13 protein-coding genes and 1 pseudogene are annotated in these 16153 nt (G+C 64.8%); 2 read left to right on the top strand and 12 right to left on the bottom strand.

Translation table 11 applies throughout. The annotated features are described in order from the left end of the window. Positions 1–293 precede the first annotated feature (293 nt). From AC0L15_RS32425 to AC0L15_RS32400, 6 genes and pseudogenes are all read right to left on the bottom strand, one after another. Positions 294–755, bottom strand: coding sequence for a MarR family winged helix-turn-helix transcriptional regulator (locus tag AC0L15_RS32425; RefSeq protein WP_091596340.1), 462 nt, complete (start codon positions 753–755; stop codon positions 294–296). Then, positions 752–1336 (bottom strand): amino acid synthesis family protein, encoded by a 585-nt coding sequence (locus tag AC0L15_RS32420; RefSeq protein ID WP_287238346.1) that lies wholly within the window; start codon positions 1334–1336, stop codon positions 752–754. Before AC0L15_RS32420 ends, AC0L15_RS32425 begins: the two co-directional genes overlap by 4 nt. Positions 1337–1339: 3 nt before the next feature. Beyond that, positions 1340–2209: pseudogene (locus AC0L15_RS32415) on the bottom strand (UPF0280 family protein); the annotation flags it as partial. Between the two features lie 2 nt (positions 2210–2211). Continuing rightward, on the bottom strand, positions 2212–3753 hold the full coding sequence (locus AC0L15_RS32410; RefSeq protein WP_287246850.1) for a 6-hydroxynicotinate reductase: 1542 nt from the start codon (positions 3751–3753) through the stop codon (positions 2212–2214). Next, a complete protein-coding gene (locus AC0L15_RS32405) occupies positions 3750–6524 on the bottom strand; it encodes a molybdopterin-dependent oxidoreductase (RefSeq protein WP_473498339.1) in 2775 nt (924 codons plus the stop codon). The genes AC0L15_RS32410 and AC0L15_RS32405 overlap by 4 nt, the downstream gene beginning before the upstream one ends. A gap of 59 nt (positions 6525–6583) precedes the next feature. Next, entirely contained in the window at positions 6584–7447 is an 864-nt protein-coding gene (locus AC0L15_RS32400; protein ID WP_473498337.1) for an FAD binding domain-containing protein, read from the bottom strand. Between the two features lie 327 nt (positions 7448–7774). On the opposite strand from AC0L15_RS32400, the gene pncA reads away from it, so the two are divergent. Then, complete coding sequence (gene pncA / locus AC0L15_RS32395) at positions 7775–8374, top strand: bifunctional nicotinamidase/pyrazinamidase (protein ID WP_091596328.1); 600 nt, start codon at positions 7775–7777, stop codon at positions 8372–8374. Between the two features lie 41 nt (positions 8375–8415). Then, positions 8416–9846 carry a sodium:proton antiporter gene (locus AC0L15_RS32390; RefSeq protein ID WP_287246853.1) on the top strand — a complete coding sequence of 477 codons (1431 nt, stop codon included), beginning with the start codon at positions 8416–8418 and terminating at the stop codon, positions 9844–9846. On the opposite strand, the gene AC0L15_RS32385 is transcribed toward AC0L15_RS32390, so the two are convergent. The 6 genes from AC0L15_RS32385 to AC0L15_RS32360 all read right to left on the bottom strand — a co-directional run bounded on the left by AC0L15_RS32385 (position 9847) and on the right by AC0L15_RS32360 (position 16117). Then, positions 9847–10566, bottom strand: a complete 720-nt coding sequence (locus AC0L15_RS32385) for an ABC transporter ATP-binding protein (RefSeq protein ID WP_287246854.1) — start codon at positions 10564–10566, stop codon at positions 9847–9849. Then, positions 10563–11288 carry an ABC transporter ATP-binding protein gene (locus AC0L15_RS32380; protein WP_473498335.1) on the bottom strand — a complete coding sequence of 242 codons (726 nt, stop codon included), beginning with the start codon at positions 11286–11288 and terminating at the stop codon, positions 10563–10565. The genes AC0L15_RS32385 and AC0L15_RS32380 overlap by 4 nt, the downstream gene beginning before the upstream one ends. After that, complete coding sequence (locus AC0L15_RS32375; RefSeq protein ID WP_287246856.1) at positions 11285–12247, bottom strand: branched-chain amino acid ABC transporter permease; 963 nt, start codon at positions 12245–12247, stop codon at positions 11285–11287. The genes AC0L15_RS32380 and AC0L15_RS32375 overlap by 4 nt, the downstream gene beginning before the upstream one ends. Continuing rightward, positions 12244–13125, bottom strand: a complete 882-nt coding sequence (locus AC0L15_RS32370; RefSeq protein WP_473498333.1) for a branched-chain amino acid ABC transporter permease — start codon at positions 13123–13125, stop codon at positions 12244–12246. The genes AC0L15_RS32375 and AC0L15_RS32370 overlap by 4 nt, the downstream gene beginning before the upstream one ends. Before the next feature lie 26 nt (positions 13126–13151). Then, on the bottom strand, positions 13152–14456 hold the full coding sequence (locus AC0L15_RS32365; protein ID WP_287071127.1) for an ABC transporter substrate-binding protein: 1305 nt from the start codon (positions 14454–14456) through the stop codon (positions 13152–13154). A 167-nt stretch (positions 14457–14623) separates the two neighbouring features. Next, complete coding sequence (locus tag AC0L15_RS32360; protein ID WP_473498341.1) at positions 14624–16117, bottom strand: hypothetical protein; 1494 nt, start codon at positions 16115–16117, stop codon at positions 14624–14626. Positions 16118–16153 lie beyond the last annotated feature (36 nt).

Genomic DNA, 16153 nt, shown 5'->3' with positions numbered 1-16153 from the left:
CCCCCCCCCCCCCCCCCCCCCCCCCCCCCCCCCCCACGACAGGGGGAAAACTGTAACCCATGTATCCGGTTCAAAGTATTACCCATCTATCAACTGGACACTGACCGAAACGCTGCACCCTTTTTTCAACGCTGGCGATTGGCGAAACCATCGGTGGCGGCTTCTTTCTCCCCGTCACTATACGGGGAGAAATGCCCGGCAGGGCAATGAGGGGCAGCGCAGACCGAACAAGCTGACTCGGCCAGGTATCCGAAAATGCGGACCCTTACGGCCTAGGCTGACCAAGGCCGCGCTCACGCCAGCTTGGCCAAAAGCCTCATGAAAATCGCCGCCTCCTTGGATGAAAGCGGCGCCAGCGTTTCCTCAGTGATCTCGCGGGCGATCGGGATCAGCCGCTCGACGGCCTTGCGGCCTTCAGCGGTCAGATTGACCAGCAGGCGCCTTTTGTCGACCTCATGCTTGGAAAGCTCGACCAGGCCGCGCGCCTTGAGCCGGTCGATGACACCTTTCACCGTCGCCGCGTCCATGGCGATCAGGCTGCCAAGCTGGTTCTGCGAGGTCTCGCCGACATCGTGCAACTTGGCCAGCGCGGCGAATTGCGGCGGCGTCAGGTCGGCGATGTGCGCGGCGAAGATCGAGACATGGCGCTGGTGCGCCTTGCGCAGGATGAAGCCGACCTGCTCCTGCAGGCGGTAATCGTTCTCGTCGGGCTCCTCGGCCTCGACCAGCTTGAGCTTGATGTCTTCGGCGCTCACCGCAGTCCGTCCCATGCCTTGATGTCCTTTGCCGCGAGACCGCCCATGCGGTCGTGCACGCGCGGGCCGCAGGTCATGGCGAGGCAGAACAGGATCTCGTCGGGACGAGGCCCGTCGCTGATGCCGACCTCCATGGCATCGAAATGACTGCGCACATAGGCGGCGTTGATATGGCCGAGCGGCACGTCGAGCCGCGCGCCGAAGGCGCCGACCTTCTTTGCCGACGGCACGATCGCCTTGGCGTCACCGAGCCGCTCGCGCATGGCATAGCCGCCAGGCACATGCCACAGCGCGCCATGCTCCAGTTCGCCGGCGATACCGACGATGGCGCCCTTGCCGTAGCCGTCGATCTGTTTCAAGTCGCCACCCAATGCGGCGATCAGCTTGTCGGAGAGCAGCAGCCCGAGCGGCTTCAGATCGTCCATGGCGCTCTGCAGGTCTTCCACGTAGCGGCCGGCGAATGGGTTGTTCACCACCGCCATGGCGGCGGCGCGGCGGCGCGGCACCTTCGCCACCGGCCCGCCCTCATGAAATATCTCCTCGGTCAGCACCGCAATCTTGCGGATCGCAAACTCAGGCATGGGCAATTCCTTCCTTGATTTCTCGTTGGGCGCAACGAGCGCCATGGGGCCGGCGATCCGTGCCTGACCGGCAAGGAACAAGGCTGAAGCGGCAATCAGGCCATGTCGCCGAAAATCTTCGGCCACGGCGAGGCCGTGGTCCAGCGCGACGGCGATTTCGCCTGATGAGAGCGCGCCGACGCCCTGGGTGACCAGGCGATCGCCAAGGTCGCTGTCGGGCGCCAGATCGCGCGCCGGCATGCGCTCGATGGCGCGATGACCGGGCAGGTCGACGGCGTTGGCGATCAGGGTCGCGGCGGCATCGGCTTCAGCACCGGTCCGCGCCAGTACGGTAACAGCGTCGGCGATGCCGAGCGAAAAGGAACGGCCGCGCCAGCCGCTTGTCGCGATGCCGCGGATCCCGTCTTCGGCACGGATCGTGATCCGGTCCGCCAGTCCATGACCTGTCCCGGCAATGGCAAGCGTCATGGACCGGCCATTGCCGAGATGGATCGCGCTGTCGCCGCCATTGTTGACATAGGCGCGATCGAGCCGGCGACCGGCCAGCAGCGCGCCAAGCATTTCGTCGGCTACCGAACCGGCGACCGCAGCCATCGGCGTGATGAATTGTTTCGCCAGCGGAACAATCGCTGCTTCCATGCGTCGCGCCGTCGGGCCAGCGAAAGCACGTGGTCGCGACGAGGCCGGCCGGCGCAGTTCTGGCAGTTCGTCGACGAGCTCCTGCAGGATTGTTTGAAACCGCGCCACCGCCTGGCCATAGGCGGCGCGGCATTCGTCCGCATCGCCAAATGCCTCGACGATCAGGTCGATCGGGCCATGATTGAGATGCAGCCGCCTGCCGTCCTCAAGCCAATGCGCCTGCGGGCCGTTCATCACTACTTTGCCCCGTCTGCCGCTGCGCGCCGCAACTGCGCCAGCGGCGGCCATGGATTGCTGGCCGGCGCGCCCGTGCCGCGGCGCGGGTTGAGATACTCGCCGCCTTTGGCGAGAATGTCGTCAACGCTGCGGATCTCGGCTTCGTAGCCGCCGAGCCTGATATAATCGTCGCGGCGCAGGGTGAACTCGATCGGCGCCACCAGCGCCGGTGTCGGCACATAGCCGAAGGCCCCTTCCGGCACACGGGCGACATCGACCATCAGCGTGATGCCGCCGCCCGGCCAGACATAGACCGGCGCGCCGCCGACCGTCACATACGTCGTCAGGCCCTGCACCGAGCGGGTCAGATTGACCGGGTTCTCGGTGACGCCGGCACGCAGCGAGCCGCCGGCGCCGCCGACGAACAGCACGGTGCACAGAGCCGGCTCGCAATTGTCCTCAATCAGGCCGACGGATTTCTGCAGCCGCTCGGGGAACGGTTTCTGCACCGGCTTCAAGGCGTCGTCGAGCTCGTAATAGGCGAACTGCTCGCCGGTGGTCGAGACCATCAGCAGCGACAGGCCGGGACGCGCGCCCTTCTTCGCATTCCATTCGCCAAGGATCGACAGCGGGTTGGAAATGCTGGTGCCGCCCCAGCCGAGGCCGGGCTCCGACACCTTGAAATAGCGACCCGGCGTCGAACGGCGGCCGATGATTTTTATGCCCGTGTCCTGCCAGCCGAGCACCTTGCCTGCCTGATGCTCGGAGACGACGCCGGTGATGTGATCGTCGACCACCACCACCTCGTCGACCAGGCCGCGCCACTGGGTGGCGAACATGCCGATGGTGGCCGAGCCGCAGCCGACGCGCATCCGCTGCTCGAGCTTGCCGTCGATGACCGGCGGCTTGCCGGCTTCGACGACGACCACAGCGCCGCCGTCGATGGTGAGTTCGACCGGCTTGCGATTGCATAGATTGAGCAGCGCATCGCAGGTGGCGCGGCCTTCGGCTTTCGAGCCGCCGGTCAGATGATGCACGCCGCCCAGCGACAGCATCTGCGAGCCATATTCGCCTGTCGTGACATGGCCGATCGCCTCGCCTCCGGCGCGTACAATCGCCGTTTCGGGGCCGATATGACGGTCGGTGTCGATCTTCACCTTGACGCCGCAGTAGGAGAAGATGCCCTCGGTGACGACGGTGACGAGATCGACGCCTTCGACCTCCTGGCTGACGATGAAAGGCGCCGGCTTGTAGTCGGGATAGGTGGTGCCGGCGCCGATCGCGGTGACGAAGCGGCGGCCGGTGTTGACCAGCTCGCCGTCCCATTCTTCGCCCTCGGCGACAAACGGCACGACCGCGCCGCCGGCCTCGGTCGCGTGGTCGAGGATGGTCAGCGGATCCATCCGCACGATCCTGCCGCCGACATTGCCGTAGCGGTCGCAGGCGCCGGTGCGGCCGTCTGCTATGTAGCACATGACCGGGCAGGCATCGCAGCGGATCTTTTCCGCCACCTGCTTCTCGCCGGGATCATGCGTCTCGAAACGTTCGGCAAGCTCGCTCATCGGCGTGCCTCCTTGTCGCGGATCGCGGCGCGGATGCGGCTCGGCGTCGCCGGAATTTTGCTGACCAGGACACCGGTGGCATGGCGGATGGCGTTGAGGATCGCCGGTGCCGTCGGGATCAGCACATGCTCGCCCAGGCCCTTGGCGCCAAACGGTCCTTCCGGATCCGGAACTTCGATCAGGATGGTCTCGATCGGCGGCACGTCGCCGATCGTCGGGATCAGGTAGTCGTGCAGATTCTCGGTGCGGCCGGGGATGTATTCCTCCATCAGCGCCATGCCGATGCCTTGCGCGATGCCGCCCTCGATCTGGCCTTCGGCGAGCAGAGGATTGACCGCCTTGCCGACATCATGCGCTGCGGTGATCTTGATCAGCTTCACCGTGCCGAGCTTGAGGTCGACCTCCAGTTCGGCGATCTGCGCGCCGTAGCCATAGACGGCATAAGGCTTGCCCTGGCCCCTGGCGTCGAGCGGCAGGGTCGGCGGGTCATAGCTTTCCTCGGCGCGAAAGACCAAGCCGTCGGCATCGGCCTCCAGCGTGGACAAATCGATATGCCGTGTCGCTTCGCCTTCGCGGATGACCAGGCTTGCGCCATCCAGAGCGATCGCCGCTCTCTCCGACACATTGGCAAAGCGCAGCATGGTCTCGCGCAAAGCACGGCCGGCTTTTTCGGCGGCCTTGCCGGTCACGAAGGTCTGGCGCGAGGCCGACGTCTTGCCGGCGTCCGGCGTGATCGCCGTGTCGGCGCTTTTCAAGCGGAATTTTTCGAGCGGCAGGCCGAGCGCGTCGGCGCAGATCTGCGCAATGACCGTGTTCGAACCTTGCCCGATATCGACCGCGCCCTGATGCAGGACGACATCGCCTTCAGCCGAGATGCCGACCCTGATGGTCGACGGATTGGGCAGCGAGGTGTTGCCGCAGCCATACCAGCAGGAGGCGACGCCGACGCCGCGTTTCCGGGTTTCGTTGGCACTGTTGAATGTATCGGCATCGACAAGCGCACGCGTCCAATGCGGGCGCAGCGCTTCGAGGCACTCGGCGATGCCGACGCCCGATTCCAGCCTCTGTCCGGTAACCGTTTCGGAGCCGTTACGAAGACAGTTTTTCACCCGAAAATCGAGCCGGTCCAGGCCAAGCTTTTCGGCCAGCTCGTCATAGAGCGTCTCCTGCATGATCGTCGCCTGCGGCACGCCGAAACCGCGGAAGGCGCCGGAGATCGGGCCATTCGTGTGGATGGCGCGGCCTTCGGCCCGATAGTTCGGCGTCGCATAGGGACCGGAGGCGTGCACCGGCACGCGGTTGGCGACGGTCGGTCCCCAACTCGCATAGGCGCCGGTGTTGAAATCGCCGGCGAAGACCATGCCGGTGACGCGGCCATCGGCATCGGCGCCGATGGTCGCCTTCATCTCGGCGGGATGACGCTTGGTGGTCGAGATCATCGATTCATGACGGGTATAGGCGAGTGCCGCCGGCCGCCCGGTCTTCATCGCGACCAGACCGATCAGCGGCTGCAACGAAACGTCGAGCTTGGAGCCGAAGCCGCCGCCGGTGGCGGTCGGCACGATCCGCACCTTGTCGACGGCAAGGCCAAGCACTTTTGCCACGTCGTCGCGGTCCATATAGGGCGCCTGCGTGCAGGCCACGACGACCAGCGTGTCGCCGTCCATATAGGCATAGCCGGCTTCCGGCTCGATATAGGCGTGCTCGACATAGGACGTGTCGATGGCGCCGGAAACAGTGAACGCAGCGCCGGCAAGGGCGGCTTCGGGGTCACCGCGCTCGACAAAGCCTGATGTGAGCAGGTTTGCCGGCCGGTTCTCGTGGATCAGCTGCACGCCGCCGGCTTGCGCCTCGCCTGGCTGCAGGACATGCGGCAACTCGGTCCAACGAACAGGAAAATCCGCAAGATCGAGATCGAGGATGGCCTCGCGCTCGCCGGCAACCAGCGCCACCGCCTCGCCGCGAAATCGCGAAAAATTTTCGGCCAGCGCCGGCTGGTCGGCAAAAGGCGCAATGACGCCGAAGCAGTTCTTTCCCGGAATGTCGGCGGCGGTGAAGACACCGACGATGCCGGGATGGATTTTCACCCAGGCGTCGAGATCGCCGAAGGCGAAGTGGGCGTGATGATGCGGCGAGCGAACCACCAGCACCGCCAGCGCTTCGGCCGGGAAGGAATCGCCGCCGAATTTTTCGTCGCCGGTGACTTTCGGCGGGCCGTCGAGCCTGATCGGGGACGAACCAACGGCGTGGCCGGACTGCGGCATGCGATGGTCGAGGTCATTTGCATGGCGCGACGCATCCATCACCGCCGCGACGATCTTGCGATAGCCGGTGCAGCGGCAGAGGACGCCGCCCAGGGCATCCAGGGTTTCGGCCTCGGTTGGATTGGGGTTGCTGTCCAGAAGCGCTGTCGCCGCGATGAGCAGGCCGGGTGTGCAGATGCCGCATTGCGCCGCGCCATGGTCGAGGAACGAGGCCTGCAGCGCCGACAATCTGCCGTTGGCGAGACCCTCGACCGTGGTCACCACGGTGCCAGCGGCAGAAGCCGCAGACATCAGGCAGGCGCAGACAGGTTCGCCGTCGACAAGCACCGTGCAGGCGCCGCAGTCGCCGGCGTCGCAGCCGACCTTGGTGCCGGTCAGCCGCAATTCGTCACGCAGCACCGAAGAGAGACGGCGAACCGGCGGCACGCAGACAGAGACGGCGGCGCCGTTGACCTCGAAGGCGATGTCGGCGCGCTCCATGCCCATGCCAGGCTGAGCTCCGCTCATGCCAGGCTGAGCTCCGCTCATGCCAGGCTGAGTTTTGGTCATGCCAGGTTGAGCTTGGCTCATGCCGCCGCTACCTTCTCGACCGACGCGTGACCCGCGGCACCGAGAACGGCGCGGGCGACAATCTCGCGCGCGGCGTTCATCCGGTATTCGGCGCTGCCGCGCACGTCGTTGATCGGCGAAAGCTCGTCCATCGGTGCGGATTGGATCGCAGCGACGAGAGCGTCGTTGACCGGGAGGCCGCGCAAAGCTGCTTCGACACTTGCAAGACGCCTGGCGACCGCCGAACAGGAGCCGACGGCGACGGCGGCGTTGGCGACGATGCCATCCTCAATGGTCAAGCGAGCCGCCGCCATGGCTATCGAAATGACGAGATAGCGGCGCGCGCCGAGTTTTTCGAAAACCGACGTGCCGGTGGCCGCGTTTTTCGGCACGCGGATGGCGGTGACCATTTCGCCCGGCTGCAGTTCCGTGCGGCGGTTCCCCAGGATGAATTTTTCCAGCGGCAGATGGCGGACCATCGCCACCGCGCGCAATTCGACCTCGGCGTCGAGGACGAGCAGCGCCGGCACGCCGTCGGCCGCCGGGGAGGCGTTGCAGAGATTGCCGGCGATGGAGGCGACGTTCTGGATCTGGACGGAGCCGACTTCCCGCGCCGCCTGCTTCAGCGCGTCGAAGGCCGCCGGCAGCGGATGACGGACAAGATCGGTCCAGGTCGTGCGCGCGCCGATGAGCCAATGGCTGTCGGTCTCAGCAATACCGCGCAGCGTCGCCAGGCCGTTGATATCGAGGACATTGTCGCGGAAAGGCTTGGCTCCTTGTGCCGGGTAGAAATCCGTACCGCCGGCAAGGATGCGCCACGGAGCCTCGCCAAGCAAAGCGAGCGCCTCGTCGACCGTGGTGGGTTTCGCGTAACGGATCACGCCCGCCTTCCCAAAAAAAATGGGCCTTCCCAAAATGGGCCTTCCCAAAAAAGGGTTGCCGACGGAACTTGCCGGCCTCCGAGCCGGGTCAAATTCATTCGTATGCAAATGATATCAAGCCGGCAGGAATTGTCAAAGCCAGAGTTTTGCGCCGGCGTCCGCATCGGCGCGACGGCACGCATTTGTTATACCGTTGGAGTTGACGCAGCCGGCCATCTGGTCAAGTTTCTGCATCCGTTGCGTCAGCGGCATGTTCGGCGGGTTCGAACACCGGATTCCACGTTTCGGCAGACTTCATGCCTCCGGGACAAACAAGAGGGAGGCTCCATGGCCGACGAAGCGCTTGTCATCATCGACCTGCAGAACGATTTCTGTCCGGGCGGCGCGCTGGCGGTGGCCGGCGGCGACGAGATCGTGCCGCTGGTCAACGACCTGATCCGCCGGACCGAACATGTCGTGCTGACGCAGGACTGGCATCCCGCCGGCCATTCGAGTTTTGCCTCCAATCATCCCGGCAAGCAGCCGTTCGAAACGATCGAGATGCCCTATGGCCCGCAGACGCTGTGGCCCGACCACTGCATCCAGGGCAGCCTGGGTTCGGATTTCCATTCGGGCCTTGCCTGGACCAGGGCCGAACTGGTGATCCGCAAGGGTTTCCGCCCGGAGATCGACAGCTATTCGGCTTTCTTCGAGAACGACCATGCGACGCCGACCGGCCTTGCCGGCTATCTCAAGGAGCGCGGCATCGACACGCTGACCCTGGTCGGCCTGGCGACCGATTATTGCGTCGCCTTCTCGGCGCTCGACGCGGTCAAGCACGGCTTTCACACGACAGTGCGGCTCGACGCCTGCCGCGGCATCGATCTCAATGGCTCACTCGAGACGATGCTGAACCGAATGCGCGATGCCGGCGTGACGCTGGCTTGAACATCACCAATCGCATTCGACACAATTCCAGAGGGGGCATTATGCGGTTTGCGGCGGCTTTGACGGCGGGCGCTGTGGTGGCAGTCGCAGCCCTGTTTCCGGGAACAGTGCTTGCAGCCGAGGTCCACGAACTGCCGGGCGAAACAATGTCGCTGTGGTGGGCGCTGCCCTTTGCCGGCCTGCTTCTGTCGATCGCCACCGGGCCATTGCTCTTCCACCATGTCTGGGAGCATCACTACGGCAAGATCACCTTGTTCTGGGCGGCGCTTGCGGTCGTGCCGCTGGCGCTGGCGTTCGGGATGGCTTCGGCTGCAGAGGCGGTGCTGCATGCGCTGCTCACCGAATACATGTCGTTCATCATTCTTCTGTTTGCGCTGTTCACCATTTCGGGCGGCATCCTCGTCGCCGGCAACATCCACGGCACGCCGCTGGTGAATGCCGGACTGCTGCTGATCGGGGCGATGCTCGCCTCGGTCATCGGTACGACCGGCGCCTCGATGATCCTGATCAGGCCGATCCTGCGCGCCAACGACAACCGGCCATTCAACGCCCATGTCGTCATCTTCTTCATTTTCCTGGTGTCCAACATCGGCGGCTCGCTGACGCCGCTCGGTGATCCGCCGCTGTTCGTCGGCTTCCTGCGCGGCGTCGATTTCTTCTGGACCACCACCAATCTCTATCAGGTGACATTGTTCGTCGGCGGCCTGGTGCTGGCCGTCTTCCTGGCCATGGACATCATCCTGCATCACCGCGAGGCCGGCGCGCCGAAGATCAAGGATCCGACGCCGGACACCAAGGTGCGCATTCGAGGCCTGGCCAACTTCCCGCTGCTGGCCGGGGTGATCGGCGCGATCCTGCTTTCCGCGACCTGGAAGCCGGGCGTGGCTTTCTCCGTCCAGGGCGTGAGCCTTGAATTGCAGAACCTGGTGCGCGACGCCATCATCCTGGCGCTCGCCTTCCTTTCGCTCGGCGTCTCGCCCAAGAGCCACAGGCAGGCGAACAACTTCCATTGGGAGCCGATATCAGAGGTGGCGAAACTGTTCGCCGGCATCTTCATCTGCATCGTGCCGGTCATCGCCATTCTCAGAGCCGGCCCCGACGGCGCGCTGGCGCCGCTGGTCTCGCTGGTTACTTCGCCAACGGGTGAACCCAACGACCTGGCGTATTTCTGGATGACCGGAGCGCTGTCTTCCTTCCTCGACAATGCGCCGACCTATCTGGTGTTCTTCGAGCTCGCCGGCGGCGATCCGCAGCATCTGATGACCACCTTCGCCTCGACGCTGGCGGCGATCTCGGCCGGCGCGGTGTTCATGGGCGCCAACACTTATATCGGCAATGCGCCGAATTTTATGGTTTACGCCATTGCCAGGCATCGCGGCGTAAAAATGCCGGGCTTCTTCGGCTACATGGCTTGGTCGGGCGCGGTGCTGATCCCGATATTCCTGATCGCGGGTTTTCTGTTCTTTCGCTGATCAGCCGACGCCGACATAGCGGCGAACCGCCGACGGATCGGCGCGAAGCTCCTCGACATCGACGGTCTCGCGGTTGCGGCCGTTTTCGATGAACGAGACCCGGTCGGCGACGGACAGCACGGCATCGACGCGCTGCTCGACCAGGATCGTCGAGACGCCAAGGTCGCGCAGCTTCGCTACCGTCTCGCGAATTTTTGCGATCATCGACGGCATCAGCCCTTCGGTCGGCTCGTCGAGCAGAAGCACCTGCGGTTCGAGACACAGGGCCCGTGCCATGGCCAGCATTTGCTGCTCGCCGCCCGACAGCGTGCCGGAACGTTGCCTCAGCCGCTGGCGCAGCAGCGGGAAAAGGTGGAGCACGTTTTCGCGCGTCGCCTTGCCCTTGCCGCGGGCCATCAGGCCGATCTCGATGTTTTCGGCCACCGTCATCTCGGCGAACAGCCGCCGGCCCTGCGGCACATAGGCGACGCCGGCCTTCGGCACGTCGTGCGCCGGCAGGCCGGTCAATTCCCTGCCGTCGAGCCTGATCGAGCCGGCGCGTGAGGGAACGAGGCCCATGATCGCCTTCAGCGTCGTCGTCTTGCCGGCGCCGTTGCGGCCGAACAGGCAAAGCACCTCGCCCTTGTTCAGCACGAGGTCGAGGCCGTAGAGCACCTGGACCTCGCCGTAGAAGCAATCGAGCCCGGAGATGGTCAGTGCTTCAGCCCGCGGTTGTGTCATGGGGTCGTCCCCAAATAGGCGTCCTGCACCTCGGCATTGGCGCGGACCTGGTCGGGCGTGCCTTCGGCCAGGATCTTGCCGGCGTTGAAGACGGTGATGCGGTCGGCAAGCTGCATGACAACCGGCATGTTGTGTTCGATCAGAAGCACGGTGGCGCTTTTGGCGATCTCGCGCACCAGCCCGATGAAATTGTCGATCTCGCTGTCGGCCAGCCCCTGCGTCGGCTCGTCGAGGATCAGCAGGCGCGGTTTCAGCGCCAGCCCCATCGCCACTTCGAGCAGGCGCTGATGGCCATAGGACAATTGCCCGGCCGGCATGTGGGCGCGGCCGGCAAGGCCGGTGCGCTCCAGCGCCGCCATGACGCCGGCATGCACGGCACCTTTCGAGCGGCCGTCGGTCAGCGTGCGCTGCACCGGCAGCGCGACATTGTCGTAAGCGGTGAGATTGGCGAAGACGCTGGTGATCTGGAAGGTGTAGGCGATGCCGAGGCGGACCCTGGCGTAGGCCGGCAGGTTGGTGATGTCGGCGCCGTCGAAGACGATCATGCCCGATGACGGCTGGATGCGGCCGCTGATCAGGCTGACGAACGTGGTCTTGCCGGCGCCATTGGGGCCGATGACGGCGCGGATCTCGCCCGGCATAAGGGCGAAATCGACACCATCGACGGCGCGCAGGCCGCCGAAATTGCGGGACAGGCCCTTGGTCGTCAGCAGCGGCATCATGGCAGCCATCCGAGCCAGCGCTGGCGGATGGTGCCGAGTATGCCCTTGGGGAAGAACAGCACCAGCAGGATGAGGGCGATGCCGACGATCAGCAGATAGGCCGAGGTGTAGCCGCTGGCGATGTCGACGACATAGTACATGAACAGCGTGCCGATCAGCGGGCCGAGCGTGGTCGCAGCACCGCCGAGCAGCACCCAGAGCAACGGCAGGATGGAATATTGCACCGAGGCGAAGGTCGAGCCGACATAACCGAACAGCAGCGCGTAGGCGGCGCCCGATGCCGCGCAGATGGTGCCGGAGACGACAACCGCGGCAAGCTTGTTGGAAAAAGTGTCGTAGCCAAGCATTTTGGTCCGCTCCTCGTTTTCGCGGATGGCGACCAGCACACGGCCATACCTGGAGCGGACGATGACGAGCGTCACCAGCAGCACGATCGAGAACAGGACCAGCGCGCTCATGTAGCGCACGGTCGGATTGGTGAGGCCAAGCGAGGTGTCGCCCAAAACAAGCACACGCGCCGACTGCGGCACCACCAGGCCCTGATCGCCGCCGGTCCAGGCCGCGAGATAGAGGATTATGAGATAGAACACCTGCGCGAACATCATGGTGACGATCATGAAGGCGACACCGGAAGTGCGCAGCGCCAGCAGCCCGATCACCAGCGCGAGAAGCGCGCCGCAGGCAAGGCCGGCGGCGAAGGCGGCCGGCACGCTCCAGCCGAGGTGGATGACGGCAAGGCCTGCGCCATAGAGCCCAGCCGAAAAGAACATGGCGTGGCCGAGGCTGAGCAACCCGACATAGCCGAACAGCAGGTTGTAGCCCATGGCGAAAACCGCCAGCACCATGATGCGGGCGAGCAGCCCGTGGTGATATTCCGGCAGGACGAGGCTTAGGGCAAACAGCAGGACGATGACGCCAAGATGCAACGCATAGGCTTTTGACGGTGAAGCCTCCTTCATCGCGATGCCGTCCCGAACAGGCCTTGCGGCCGGAACACCAGCACCATGGCAACCAGCAGCGTGGCGATGATCTTGGCCAGCGTCGGCGAGAAGAACACCGAGATGATGCCGTCCGACAGGCCGATGAGCACGGCAGCGACGACGGTGCCGCGCAGCGAGCCGAGGCCACCGATGATGACGACGATGAAGGACAGCAGCAGCGGGTCCTGTCCCATCAAATAATGCGCCTGGCTGATCGGCACGATCAGCACCGCGGCCACCGCCGCCAGCACCGCGCCGAGCGCGAAGACGCCGGCATAGACGCGGTCGACCGGAATGCCAAAGGCCTGCGCCGTTTCGCTGTCATATTGCGTGGCGCGCATGACGAGGCCGATTTTCGTACGCGTCAGCACGAACCAGGTCGCCACCAGCAGAAGCGCGGATGCGGCGATGATCGACAGCTTGTAGCCGGAGTAGCCGAACCACGGCAAAAGGATGCGGTAGCTGAAGGGCGGCTCCACCGGCCGTGCCTCCGGACCATAAAAGGTCAGCGCCAGTTGCTGGATGATGTAGAGCATGCCGATGGTGGCGACGATGGTGGCTTCCGGATTGTAATTCAGCCGGCGCAGCACCAGCCGTTCGGAGACCAGCGCGATCAGGCCGACGATCAGCGGCGCCAGCGCCAGGGCTGCCACGAAGCCGAGCGCCGGATGGCCTGATATCGCCGTGGAGATCGCCCAGGCAAGCACCGCGCCGAGCATGAAGAACTCGCCATGGGCGACATTGACGACGCGCATGACGCCGAACACCAGCGACAGGCCAAGCGCCGTCAGCGCCAGCACGGCGGAGGTGACGAGGCCTTCGAGGGCGGCGAGGAGAAGGTGGGGTCCGAAGTGCATCGGCTATACGCTGGCGGGGTGCAAGCTCACAGCGGCTGCGTCGTGTAATCCCCTTCCGGCTCGTAGAGGCCGTCCTCGATCTTGGTCTTGTGGACGACGTTCAGCCGGCCGCCTTCGACCTTTGAGATGTTCTGGATGCCAAAACACTGGTGGATCTTGCCGTTGAAGGTCTTCGGCCCTTGCGGATGCTCGGGGCCCTCGGCGAACTCGGTCAAGGCCTCGGTCGCCTCGACCAGCTTGGCGCGGTCTTCCGGGCCCTTGTAGCCGGCATCCTCCATCGCCTTCTTAACGACATAGAGCGTTTCCCAGCAGCCGAACATGTGCGCGGCGGTGGAGACGTCCTTCGGATCGCCGACGGCAGCGCCATTGTCGTCGATGCCGACAGCGGCGCGATAGGCCTTCTGCGCGGCGGAATCATCTGGCTGCGCGTAGCGCGGCGAGCCTTCCCAGAAATGGCTGCCGTCGAGGAATTCGAGGCCGGGGCTGTTGATGTCGGTGGCTTCGAGCGAATCGATGAAGCCGAACAGCTGCGGCCGGCTGGAGCCGTAGAACTCGCCGAGTTCCTTGACGAAGGTGAGCACCGCAGGGCCGACCATGACGTGGTAGATCACCTCGGTTTCGGCCGGGATTTGCGGGAAGTATTTGGTGAAGGACGATTCCGTCGGCGGGATGGCGATCTGGGCGATGACCTCGGCGCCCTGCGCCTTCAGCGCCGGCGGCAGGTAGTCGCGATGGTCGTAGCCGAAGGCGAAATCGGGGAAAATCTGCGTCACCTTCTTGCCGGCATTCGCCGCGATCCACGGCGCCATCGCCTGGATCTGGCTCTTCACGTCGGTGATGCCGGGCTGGAAGACGTAGCGGTTGAGCTTGGTCGAGGCGACGTGGTGGCCTTCGCTGACGACAAAATAGGGCATCTTGGCCTCACCGGCGGCGGGCGCCGAGCCGATGACGACATGCGAAAACAGCGTGCCGTAGACGATGTCGGTCTTATGCTGGGTGGCGAACTTGCCGACCACTTCGGCGCCGCGGCCGGGATCGGTGCCGTCATCCTCGATGATCACCTCGACCGGCCGGCCGTTGATGCCGCCGGCTTCGTTGATCGCCTTGACCGCGGCTGCGGTGGTCCGCTCGTACCAGCGGCCATAGGCGGCGCCGATGCCGGTGCGGTGGCACTGGAAGCCGATCTTTATCGGCGCCGAGCTTTGCGCCTGGCTGTAGCGCACGAACCCAGGCGCGACGGCAAGGCCGGCGCCCGCGGCCAACCCCTTCAGCGCGGTGCGGCGGGTGAGACCGGTTTTGGAGAGATCGAAAAACCCATTCTTGTCAGTCACGGCAGTTCCCCTTGTTTTTGAGTTTTGACCAATGGCTGTAGCGAGACGGGCCACTCTTGGTGAGAGCGCCGAAATTGCATGTGTACAAACTAAATCATCAAAGCCCTGACGTGGCAAGCGAGCTTTCCCCTGAGGACCGATCGACGTCATCGAAGCCGGGTTTTGTCTCACCCGACCGAAGGCGTGGCAAGCAACCACAGGCCGAAGACCGTATAGGCGATCATCAGCACGGTGAGCGGAAACTGGCTGAGCGCGGCGCCGGCGGGACGCGAATGCAATCGCCAGGCGAGGCCATGCGCGACGAGCACGGCGAGCATGTGGCCAATGATGATGATACCGGCCTGAAAATTCCACAGCCACCATGCCGAGCCGGCGCCGGCGGCCGCGCCGGCTTCGATCCGCATGTCGGCGGTGCCGAACAGGTTCCAGCCCAGCGCGAACGGGTCGGAAAGCGCAGCCATGGCATATTGGCCGTCGACGAGCAGCGTCGTCAGATAGTGCGCAACATGATAGGCGAGCGCGATCGGCACGATCGACCAGACCAGCAGCCCTGCGGCCTGACTGAGGGAATGCGGGCTGCCGGCAAGATGCTGGCCAAGGACAATGGCAATGATGAACGCGGCTGCAAGCAAGACGAACATCAGCACGAGCCCGAAGCTGCCGATGCCGATCACCGCCGTGCGGCCCGGGAATTCCAGCGGGTTGAGCCCGAACAGGCCGAACCAGAAGAAGGTTTTCGACAGGCCGTCGAACGACACCGACGACAGCGCCAGCAGCAGGAAAGCAATGCCGCTGAGCGACAGCGGCGCGGCATTGCTGAGCTTGGCGCCCGGCCAGCACAGACTGAGCCGGCTACCTTCCTTGCGCCCGCCTTCATTGCGCTTGCCTTCGTCGCGCTCAAGCAGGGCGAAGCGCGCCACCATGGCGAGGAAGACGGTCAGGAACTCACCGCGCCGGGTCCAGTCGCGGTAGCCGAACACCAGCATGGGGGCAAAACTCAGCAGCCAATAAAGGCCGGCGGCCCAGGCGAGCCGCGCCGGGTCGTCGGGCGCCGGGTCGATCAACTCGAACCAGGCGAAGGCGAAGAACAGCGCGAAAGCCGGCCAGCAGCCGAGCCACGCAGGCGGTCGCCATGTCTTGCGATTGCCGAACAGGCGGGAAATGACACGCCAGGGCCCGTACCAGGGGTTGAGCCATGACCAGAGATTGCCGAACAGCCCCTGCAGCAGAACCAGGCCAACCCAGAGCAGCGTCCAGATCGCCAGCGGCAGCGGGTTGGAGAGCGGATCACGGCTGCCGAACAGGCCGGCCGCAACCAGAATTGCAAAGCCGGCAAAGGATATCAAGCTGACGACCGCCCGCGCGCCGTCGCCGAATGCGAACAGCGGCAGGCGCCGCCGCCAGAAGCGGGCAGGAAAGTCTGAGGGCAGCAGCGCCAGGACAAGAAAACTGGCTGCGACCGCGAACGCGCCGCCGGCGACGTAGTAGCCGGTGGGCAGAAGCAGGACGTGGCCGCGATCGGAGGCATGGGCGAAGGCTGGGGTGGGCAACAGGAGGGCCAACGAAGCGACAGAACCAAGAAAGCAAATGGCTTTGGCGGCTGAATGACAGCGCTCTACGGCGCCCCCCTCTGTCCTGCCCTCTTTGCCAAAACTTGACATCTCCCCCACTTGGGGGGAGATCGGCAGTTCGCTCGG

Source organism: Mesorhizobium sp. WSM4846 (assembly GCF_055811415.1).
This window is presented reverse-complemented; position numbering and strand designations above follow the sequence as displayed.

Excerpts from the sequence above, each read along its gene's own strand:
- AC0L15_RS32405 (WP_473498339.1), bottom strand. The coding sequence starts at position 6,524 with ATGAGCGGAGCTCAGCCTGGCATGGGCATGGAGCGCGCCGACATCGCC.
- pncA (WP_091596328.1), top strand. The coding sequence starts at position 7,775 with ATGGCCGACGAAGCGCTTGTCATCATCGACCTGCAGAACGATTTCTGT.
- AC0L15_RS32420 (WP_287238346.1), bottom strand. The coding sequence starts at position 1,336 with ATGCCTGAGTTTGCGATCCGCAAGATTGCGGTGCTGACCGAGGAGATA.
- AC0L15_RS32385 (WP_287246854.1), bottom strand. The coding sequence starts at position 10,566 with ATGACACAACCGCGGGCTGAAGCACTGACCATCTCCGGGCTCGATTGC.
- AC0L15_RS32360 (WP_473498341.1), bottom strand. The coding sequence starts at position 16,117 with ATGTCAAGTTTTGGCAAAGAGGGCAGGACAGAGGGGGGCGCCGTAGAG.
- AC0L15_RS32390 (WP_287246853.1), top strand. The coding sequence starts at position 8,416 with ATGCGGTTTGCGGCGGCTTTGACGGCGGGCGCTGTGGTGGCAGTCGCA.
- AC0L15_RS32375 (WP_287246856.1), bottom strand. The coding sequence starts at position 12,247 with ATGAAGGAGGCTTCACCGTCAAAAGCCTATGCGTTGCATCTTGGCGTC.
- AC0L15_RS32410 (WP_287246850.1), bottom strand. The coding sequence starts at position 3,753 with ATGAGCGAGCTTGCCGAACGTTTCGAGACGCATGATCCCGGCGAGAAG.
- AC0L15_RS32370 (WP_473498333.1), bottom strand. The coding sequence starts at position 13,125 with ATGCACTTCGGACCCCACCTTCTCCTCGCCGCCCTCGAAGGCCTCGTC.
- AC0L15_RS32380 (WP_473498335.1), bottom strand. The coding sequence starts at position 11,288 with ATGATGCCGCTGCTGACGACCAAGGGCCTGTCCCGCAATTTCGGCGGC.